1 pseudogene is annotated in these 468 nt (G+C 46.4%); it reads right to left on the minus strand.

Annotated features, from left to right (window positions below):
* Window positions 1-203, minus strand: a pseudogene (locus tag IDAT_RS12450) (TolC family protein); the annotation flags it as partial.
* Window positions 204-468: the final 265 nt, after the last annotated feature.

Consider the following 468-nt stretch of genomic DNA (forward strand, 5'->3'; position numbering starts at 1 on the left):
CTAGGGTTGTACAAAGGCTGATTTAATTGCTTACCCTGTTGGATCAGCGCCTCAGCCTGCTGTTGAGCGGCCTCAACACTGGGGTGTTGCAGCACAGTTTGTTGCCATTGCTCGGGCAACTGTTGTGCATTGGCGTAGCTTGAACTTATTGCCAGACTAACGGCAATAAACAAGCGTTTGCTATGTGTCGAAAACGGACCCATAGATAGACTCCTCAGTCATATTACTGCGTAAAATAATGATTTTCTTGCGCTGCTAAAGCAGCTTATTAGGCAGTTATGAGGAGATAGGAGGCCGGAACAGCGGCGATGATAGAGGGTTAGTGTAAAACTCAGTATACCCAGGACGTATTGTGCCCATTCGTGGTAAAGCGAGAGTTTTTTCAGCCTTCATGGCATATAAATGAAATGAACCATGGCAGTGACAGCAGTGATGGCAGTCAAAGCTGATTTCTCCACTTTTAGGGAG

Origin of the sequence: Pseudidiomarina atlantica (assembly GCF_000753735.1) — a bacterium.
Classification (GTDB): domain Bacteria; phylum Pseudomonadota; class Gammaproteobacteria; order Enterobacterales; family Alteromonadaceae; genus Pseudidiomarina; species Pseudidiomarina atlantica.